This window comes from Candidatus Zixiibacteriota bacterium, assembly GCA_014728145.1.
In the GTDB taxonomy this organism is placed as follows: Bacteria; Zixibacteria; MSB-5A5; order JAABVY01; family JAABVY01; genus WJMC01.
The window spans coordinates 1-8938 of record WJMC01000169.1; the positions used below are offsets into that span (position 1 = coordinate 1).

At 50.8% G+C, this 8938-nt stretch carries 6 protein-coding genes; 1 reads left to right on the top strand and 5 read right to left on the bottom strand.

Translation table 11 applies throughout. The features are described from left to right. From GF404_10015 to ytxJ, 5 genes are all read right to left on the bottom strand, one after another. Positions 1 to 1633, bottom strand: a 1633-nt coding sequence (locus GF404_10015) for a hypothetical protein (protein ID MBD3382518.1), incomplete at its 3' end; no start/stop codon positions are given. 65 nt (positions 1634 to 1698) lie between these two features. Beyond that, a complete protein-coding gene (locus tag GF404_10020; protein ID MBD3382519.1) occupies positions 1699 to 3444 on the bottom strand; it encodes a hypothetical protein in 1746 nt (581 codons plus the stop codon). Next, positions 3381 to 5081 carry a tetratricopeptide repeat protein gene (locus tag GF404_10025; protein MBD3382520.1) on the bottom strand — a complete coding sequence of 567 codons (1701 nt, stop codon included), beginning with the start codon at positions 5079 to 5081 and terminating at the stop codon, positions 3381 to 3383. Before GF404_10025 ends, GF404_10020 begins: the two co-directional genes overlap by 64 nt. Before the next feature lie 28 nt (positions 5082 to 5109). After that, positions 5110 to 6336 carry a tyrosine--tRNA ligase gene (locus tag GF404_10030; GenBank protein ID MBD3382521.1) on the bottom strand — a complete coding sequence of 409 codons (1227 nt, stop codon included), beginning with the start codon at positions 6334 to 6336 and terminating at the stop codon, positions 5110 to 5112. A gap of 159 nt (positions 6337 to 6495) precedes the next feature. After that, a complete protein-coding gene (gene ytxJ, locus GF404_10035; GenBank protein ID MBD3382522.1) occupies positions 6496 to 6825 on the bottom strand; it encodes a bacillithiol system redox-active protein YtxJ in 330 nt (109 codons plus the stop codon). Positions 6826 to 7190: 365 nt separating this feature from the next. On the opposite strand from ytxJ, the gene GF404_10040 reads away from it, so the two are divergent. Continuing rightward, positions 7191 to 8938: hypothetical protein (locus GF404_10040; protein MBD3382523.1), on the top strand; the 1748-nt coding region annotated here is incomplete at its 3' end.

Sequence of the window (8938 nt, forward strand, 5' to 3'; positions counted from 1 at the left end):
TCTCTTCCAGCACATTGCCATAGCGATCGACAACTTTATAGATAAATCTCGGTTCCACCTTTACCCCGCCGTTAGGAAAAACAGAGTAGGCGGAGACCAGATCGATCAGTCGTACCTCGCTGGTGCCTATCGCCAGCGACAGATCGGGTGAGAGGCGCGAGTCGATGCCCATCTTGCGGGCATAGAAAATCGCCTGTTGCGGTTGAACCATGTTCAATAATTTAATCGCGATCAGGTTGCGAGAGCGATAAAATCCCTCACGCATCGCCATCTTGCCGTCGAACTTGTTGTCGAAGTTATGCGGACGCCATTCTTTCGCGCCCGGAATCGTGTAAACAACCGGAGTATCCCACATAGTCATGGCAGGCATATAGCCGTTGTCGATTGCCGCAGTATAGACAAACGGTTTAAAAGCCGACCCGGGCTGGAGTAATGATTGCACCGCGCGATTGAATTTGAACTCGGTGAAATCCTTGCCACCCACCATCGCCAGTATATCCCCGGTGGTGTTGTTTAAAACCAGGGAAGCGGCCTGTATCTGCTTATGATCATAAGCGATCGAATCACCCTCTTCATCATAGTATTCAACTACGTACTCATCGAAATGCGAATGCTCAGGTACATAGACCGAATCTATCCGGGCCTGAATTTTATCGGTCTGCTCCTTGACCGCGTTTTCAGCCACACGCTGGATGTAAGGATCGAGGGTGGTATAAACCGACAGGCCTCCGGAATAGACCGCTGAGTCACCGTAACGATCGACCAGGTATTGGCGTACATATTCAGAAAAATATCCGCCGTAAGTAGCCGGCTGGTTGGACAGATCGACTTCTATCGGAAGCTTTTTGACGCTGTCAGCTTCGGCCTGCGTAATTTTTTCGTTGTCTGCCATGTTCTGAAGGATCTGGTTACGTCGTTTCAGGGCCCTGTCGGGATTCCGAATCGGTGAGAATCCATAAGGCGCCGCCGGCAGACCGGCTATCATGGCGCATTCTTCAATCGAAAGTTCCTCGACATCCTTGTTGAAATAATTTTTGGCCGCCTCGTAGATACCGAACGAGCGATTGCCGAAATCATACTGGTTAAGATACATTTCGAGAATTTCGTTCTTGGAATAGAGCCTCTCAATCTTGACCGCCGTCAGGGCTTCCTTGATCTTGCGTTCGATACTTAAACTGCGATCCAGAAACAGCATCCGCGCCAGCTGCTGGGTTATAGTCGATGCTCCCTGTGAACCGAACCCGCTGGTGAAATTTTTGATCACCGCACGCATCAAGTCACGCGAGGACACTCCCCAGTGTTTGTAGAAATTCTTGTCCTCGGCCGAGAGGATAGCGTCGATCATTCTCTGCGGGATCCGGTCGAATGTAATCAGGTTGCGCTGTTCGGCAAAATATTTCTGGATAATCGAACCGTCACGCGCGTAAATCCGCGTGATCAAAGACGGCTCGATATTGTAGAGCTTGTCGATATCGGGCAGTTCGTGATTGTAGATATGATTAATATAAGAGGCAAACAGCACACCCGAGATTACCAGAACAGCCACCAGCGTGCTGATCGCGATGGTTTTTTTGGGGATATTGCGCCCGCTTTTTGACGGGCTCGATGTCGTCCTCTTCATACGCCGTCTCATATATTCATTATACAGAAGTGAAACGTCATTTCACCAAAAAACTTAAATTTTTTACTCTCGTAGTTCTATTCGAGTTCAAGCAGTATATCCTCGGTCTCGAACCTGTTCCGGACCGAGATCGTGTCAGCAAACAGGTAATACGGTTCCGAATACTCTATCGGCAGTATACGTCCCGGATCATAGCTCCCGTTTGAGTCGAGGTCATCGAAAGCGTAGAAGATATATCTCCCGGCGGGGAGATCGAGGTAAAAGCGCAATGAATCATCTAAATCGAGATCCATTTCGAGCATCCCCTGAAGCGCGCGCAGACGGATCAGCGGGTTGGCATACTGATTCCTTCCAGGCAGTAATACCTTGCCGGAAACCGCTCCCCAGTCAGATTTGTCCAATAATGCAAAACCGACAGTGAGGATCGAATCGCCGGCAGGATTTCCGGAGAGGTCATGAATACGAGTCAAGTCTATGTAGAGCAGGTAATCCCCGCTGTCAGGCTCTTCAAGCGGGAGCTTCGCTCTGATGCTGAGGCTGTGCGCGTCGATTTCCCGGATCGGAAGAAGGCTCGAATCGGGTATCATCACAGTCAGCACTGTGTCGGCCGAATCGATTACAACCGGTTCGGAAAATTTTAGCAGGATCATCGAGTCAAGCGGGAAATCGGGCTGACGGTCGGCCGGAAAGGTGCTCAGCAACGTGGGCGGAAGGCTGTCAGTACGGTTTGTAACCACAAATGAGGCGGTATCCTTGTCCTCGGCCAATGGGTTGTCGTTTTGATCGCGCACCTCTTTGATACTCAATTGGTAACTGCCCGAATCGAGACTGCTGACAGGCTTCAGCAACAGCCTGGTCGAAATCTGCCGGGCGGAGTAGATTTTTTCGAGCTCAACCGCCTGGCTGTCAGCATTTAACAGCGTAAAATTTTGAGTTGACAAGTCAGCGCAATTCACTGCCTCGCTGAAACGGACATCGATTAACAGGTCGCGGTTATATTCGACCGAACCGAGCTCAGGCCGGATCGTATCGGCTGATATGAGATTGAATCTCACACCGCTCAGTATCGGATCAAGTGAATCAAGTCTGATCAGGTTCGCGGGGATCCCGATCGGATCGTTCGCGGGCACATATTCACGGTCGGAGCCGACATCCTTGACCGCGAAAGCATAGTATTCTCCAAGTCCCAGATAATCCATCCGAAAACTACCGTCACTGCCGGTTTGTCCGATATAGTCGGGAAGTGTGTCGAAAATTGAAAAACCGGTGTCGGCCTCGAACAGCCAGATATCAACCCTGTCAGCTGAATTGAAGTTTTCATAGACCTGTCCCGCGATCGAACCGGAATCGAGCATCCGGCCTGTGGAAAAAGCGAATTTGAACGGATTTTCCATACGGTTCCTGCGCAGGTCCTCGATATCGGTCTTGAGCGCGACCAGGTAGGTCTGATCCATTTTCAGGCTGTCCGCGAAACGGATTTTGATTTTATCGCCGTCGACTTTGATCCGGGGAGCAACAGCAGGCATTGGAGAGATAAAGACATTTTGCGCAATCTCATCGGCCTTGATTTTCTCCGAGAATGTCACTTCTATATCGGTCTCACGCGCAACGTTCAGAGCCCCGGCTTGAGGTGTTGTAGCGATCACCTCGGGCGCTGTTTCGTCGGGCGGACCACCCGGAGGAGGTTCAATCTTGGCGCAACCTATGCTCGATAAAATGGTAAATACAAGTAGAATTGCGGTTAATCCGGCAGGCGTTTTCACCGGTCGAGTTTCTCCCTGATCGTGGCATTGTCGGGATCCAGCGCCAAAGCTTTCTCCCACATCTCACGAGCCTGTTCGCGCAGGCCCTTGGCGTAATAGATTTCCGCCAGGTGATCCCAGATCACCACATCGTTTTGCATCTGTTCGAGGGCTTTGCGGATATATTTTTCGGCTTCATCCAGATCCCCCATCTTAAACAGCACCCATCCGTAGCTGTCGAGGTAGGCCGGGTTGAGAGAATCCTGCGCCAGAGCATCCTCGATCATCTGTTTGGCTTCCCGCAGACGAATTCCCTGGTCGGCCAGCATATAGCCGAGATAATTGAGAGCCGGATGAAAATTCGGTTGAAGTTTTAGAAGCCTTTCAAACACCGCGATGGAACTGTCGACCTGTCCCACTCTTTCGAGCGCAGAACCAAGCGTGAACAGGGTTGGGACATCGTCCGTTTCGGAATCGATCAGGCCATCGAGGATATTGACCACCGCCTCGTAACGTTCCTGGGCGGAATAGTAGCGCGACAAAAACAGGCGCATATCTTCACGGCCGGTTTTAACCCGCGACATACCCTGTTTGAGGATATCGACTGCCATATCCAGCGAATCCTGCACACGGTAGACCTCGGCCAGGTTGATCCAGCCGTCGGGAATAGTGTCGGCCATATCGATGACGTTATAGAATCTCTCCTTGGCCAGCTCGAAATCCTGGTTGAACTGCGCGATTCTTCCCAGGTAATACTGTGCCAGAAAATTATTCGGGTTCATCTCCGCCAGCTCGGTAAAGAACTGTTTGGCCATTTCGATCTGATTGGCATCGAGTGCCAGAAGCCCCAGCCGTCCCAGTATCTGTGAGCGGTTGGGATAGTTTTCGGCCACCGACTGGATTTCATAGATCGCGTCATCATCGCGTTCGGTGGTAATATACAATTCGATCAGCTTGAAGCGGGTCTCCAAATCACGCGGAGACTGATCCAGAAATCTCGTCACCATCGTGATCGCCGAATCGATTTCGCCTTTATTCAAAAGCAGGTCGGCATAGCCCATATAGGCATCGCGGTTTTCCGGGCCGGGATCGATTGCCAGCGAGGTTTCGTAGGTTTTCATGGCGCGCGTCGAATCACCCACCGTCAGGTAGAGCTGGACCAGCTCGTTGTACACCTGGGGATTATTGGATAATGCCGTCATTTTTTCATACTGACTGACCGCTTTTTCGAACTGCCCGGTTTGTTTATAATAATTTCCCAGGTACCAGTGGGGAGCGATCTCTGTCGGATCGAGTTTTTCGACGATCCGGTAATACTTGATCGCCTCCTGCCAGTCACCCAGCCCGCGGTGGGCATCGGCCTTCAAAAGCACCGCCTCCGAAAAACGGTTGTCGAGGGGTTTGAGCACTTTCCAGGCTTCATCGTATTCACGCATGCCCAGGTACAGATTGGCCAGCGCGACCCGGATATCGTAGCTGTCAGGCTCGTGCGACAGAGCGGTCCGGTAGTATGACAGAGCCAGTTCGTAGTTCTCTTCCAGTTCGGCGATGACACCATTCGTAAAGTGATAAAATGCCACCGGGTTAAGGGGAGGCTGACGCAGTTCCTCCGCGCTGACCGGTTCAAACTCGACTTTCGGTTTAGGACCGCATCCGGAAAGCATCGAAAACGCTGTCAATGCGGTAATAAGTATGTATAATTTCGGTCTCATCACCATTCTTTAACCACCAACTCCCTGGAAAGTTCTAATTAACAATAAGTTTGGCCCAGCGCAGTTTCCCGACCTTGAGTATATGTTCACCCTTGAAGGGCAGCTCGACCGCGAATTTTGTGAATTTCTCGCCATCGATCTGAAAACCGCCCTGCTTGATCAGGTTGCGCGCCTTGGAGGATGATTCCATCAGCTTGTGATCGGCCAGAAACTTGGGCCAGTAGATCTCCCCCTTTTCCCGGAAATCAGACTGACTGACCACAATCTCGTGCATATCGTCGGGAATTTCCCGCTTGGAGAAAACCGCCTCGAAATCATCCCGGGCAGATTTCGCCTCGGCCTCGGAATAATACATGGCCACAATCTTCTCGCCCAGTTTCTTTTTCAGCTCCATCGGGTTCGCTTTGGGATCATCCAGTTTTCTTTTAATATCAGCCAGGCTGTCATCATCGGCGTCGGTTGTCAGGCGATAGTAGTTATATATCAACGCATCCGGGATCGACATGATCTTGCCGAAAATCTGTTTTGGTTGTTCAGATACCCCGATATAATTGCCGACCGATTTGGACATTCGCTGGACACCGTCGACACCCTCCAGGATCGGCACTGTCAATGCCACCTGGGGCTCGATTCCGTAGGCTTCCATGATCGTACGCCCCGCCAGCAGGTTAAAGAGCTGATCGGTACCCCCGATTTCGACATCGGCCTCGACCATGACCGAATCATAGGCCTGCATCAATGGATACAAGAGTTCATGGACCGAGATCGGCGCACCTGATTTGTACCGTTTCTCGAAATCATCCCGTTCAAGCATACGGGCGACCGTGAAGCGCGAGGTCAGCTCGAGAATATCCCTGAACTGCAGTTTGGCAAACCACTCACCGTTGTAGCGCACCTCGGTATCCTCACGATTCATCAGCTTGAAGAACTGTTCCTGGTAGGTTTTGGCATTTGCCATCACCTGCTCCCGGCTGAGCTGTGGACGGGTTGCAGATTTGCCCGAGGGATCGCCCACCATGGCGGTGTAATCGCCGATAATCAGGACTATCCTGTGCCCCAGGCTCTGAAACTGCTGGAGCTTCCGCAGGCCGACCGTATGACCCAGGTGAATATCCGGGGCGGTTGGATCGAAACCCTGTTTGACCCGGAGAGGTTTGTTCTCTTTATACGATTTTTCCAGCTTTTTAAGGAGTTCGCCTTCAGGCAGGAGATCGACCACGTTTTGGGTCAGTATTTCAAATTGTTCATCCGGTTTCAGCATATATCACCTGTTATCTAAAGTATCGGCCATACTCACCTTAAATTCAGGCAAGGTAAGTTGTTTAGACTGTTCGGGCAAGCAGATTTTGACCGTGCTACGCAGAAGCCGATAATATAGAATTCAGGCAACGATCATGTTCTGTTAAACAGACCAAATCGATCAACCCAGCGCTTCATCCATAGCGCTGTCGCAGATCGCGTAATGCGAAGCTTTCCAGACCGGTTTACCATCCCTGAAGAGAATCATCTGGGGCGACTGGTGCTTAACTCCGCATTTTTCGGCTATCTCATGTGACAGTTGTTTGTTTTCGCGGACCATGACGCGGTAAAACAACGCCTTCCCGTTGTCTTTTACGTACTTCTTTAAATCAGACCAGGTTCCAGCCGAAATCGGACAGGTCGAGGAATGCTTGTACAAAAACACCGGTTTTTCCGCGCTTTCAGACAGAATTTTCTCAAACTCTTCGATCGAATCGATATCCTGAATCATCTAAACCCCCGAGGCTGTGTTGTTTATCTCAATTATAACGTCGGAAGAATGAAAAGGTTTCCATAGCCAAAAGGGACAATATCCCCCCTCTTTTTTTCGACGAATCAACAAAACCGTAATCTGATTTGCTCAAATTTTGAACAGGGTGGTGGCGTATAAATGTAAACTACGCTGAGCTTTGCAGTTAAATGAAGATTTAAGGATTGAATCCGGCAATTTTTTATTGCCATAATTACATATATTATTATATTAAACTGGCTGTAAGTATGTTAGTTTACCTGTCTATAATAAAAAATGGGCCATACTACCCGTGCCTGATCGTAGCAGAAAATTTAGCTTAATATAACCTAACAGAAAGGATCCACATGCGCACCAAACTGTTACTCTCTGTGTTTCTGGTGCTTTTCGCTGTTTCAGTGCTGTCAGCGGAACGCATCGAACTCACATCTTCAGGGCAGGATGTTAACGTTACTGTGCTGGAGTCCAATGACTACCGGACTCTGGTAAAATTTGAAATAGGGGCTTATCATCAAAAGATGATCGACATCAACGGTGACTCTTATTATCAGGTCAGCCTTCCCGGCGAAGCTATTTTGCTGGATGAGGGTGCTCCTGATCTTCCGAGGCTGAGTCGTTCGATCATCATCCCGGATGACGCTCAGATGGATGTCAATGTCATCGAATCGGAATATATCGACGTTGACCATACTCCGGTTGCTCCTTCCAAGGGTAACCTTTTGCGTACTGTCAATCCGGATGATGTCCCGTATCCTTTCGGTGATGTTTACCAGTCTGATTCATGGTATCCGCGGGAACTGGCCTCTATCCGCGAGCCGTTCATCATGCGCGACTATCGCGGTACCGTGATCGACCTGAACGCATTCCAGTATCATCCCCAGCGTCAGACCCTGCGTGTTTTCACCTCGGTAACAGTCGAGGTCAAGAACATCGGCATGGGTCAGGTCAATATCCTCGAAAATGCCGACCGCACCCATGTGGTCCCGGATTTCGAGAACATTTACAAAAGACGCTTCATCAATTTCGATCACATGATGGGCAAATACACCATGCTCCCGCAGGAAGGCGAGATGCTGGTAATCTCTCATGGCACATACATGACCGCGATGCAGCCGTTTGTCGACTGGAAGCTCCAGAAGGGTATCAAGACCACTTTGGTCGATGTCGCCACGATCGGTGCCAATGTCACCTCGATTTCGAATTTCATCGATGATTTCGAGGACACCACCGACCTGGCTTTCGTACTCCTGGTGGGTGACTATATCCATGTCCCGACCCCGTCGGCTTCTGGCGGCGCGTCCGATCCTACCTACGGCAAGGTGATCGGCACCGACGATTACCCGGATGTGATTATCGGCCGATTCTCGGCCGAGACTATCGCTGATGTCGAGACCCAGGTCGATCGTACTATCTACCACGAGCTCAATGTCACCAGCGGTGACTGGCTCCATAAGGGAATGGGTGTCGCCTCGACCCAGGGTGCCGGCAGTGGCCACTACGGTGAATCCGATGACGAACATATGGGTTACATCCGTGACGACCTTCTGGCTTTCACCTTCACCGAAGTCGATGAGTTCTACGGTTCATCGGCTAGCGACGCGATGGTTTCTGCCAGCCTCAACGAAGGTCGCAGTTTCATCAACTACTGCGGTCATGGCAGTACCACTGCATGGTCGACCACCAGCTTCAACAATTCCGACATTAACGCCCTGACCAACGACAACATGCTTCCGTTTATCATCTCGGTCGCCTGTGTCAACGGCGATTTTGATGGTCCGACTTGTTTTGCGGAAGCCTGGATGCGGGCTCAGAACAACGGTAACCCGACTGGCGCGATGGGTATCTATGCTTCCTCTATCAACCAGTCCTGGGCTCCGCCGATGTATGCTGAGGATGAGGTCACCGACCTCCTGATCGCCGGAACTATGTGGACATTCGGCGCCAACTGCTTTAACGGTTCGGCTTACATGATGGAGCAGGTCGGCGCGGTCGATATGTCCGACACATGGCATATCTTCGGCGATCCGTCCGCTCTGATGCGCACCGATGATCCGGACCCGATGACCGTCAACTACACCGGCGCTGTTTTCTTCAA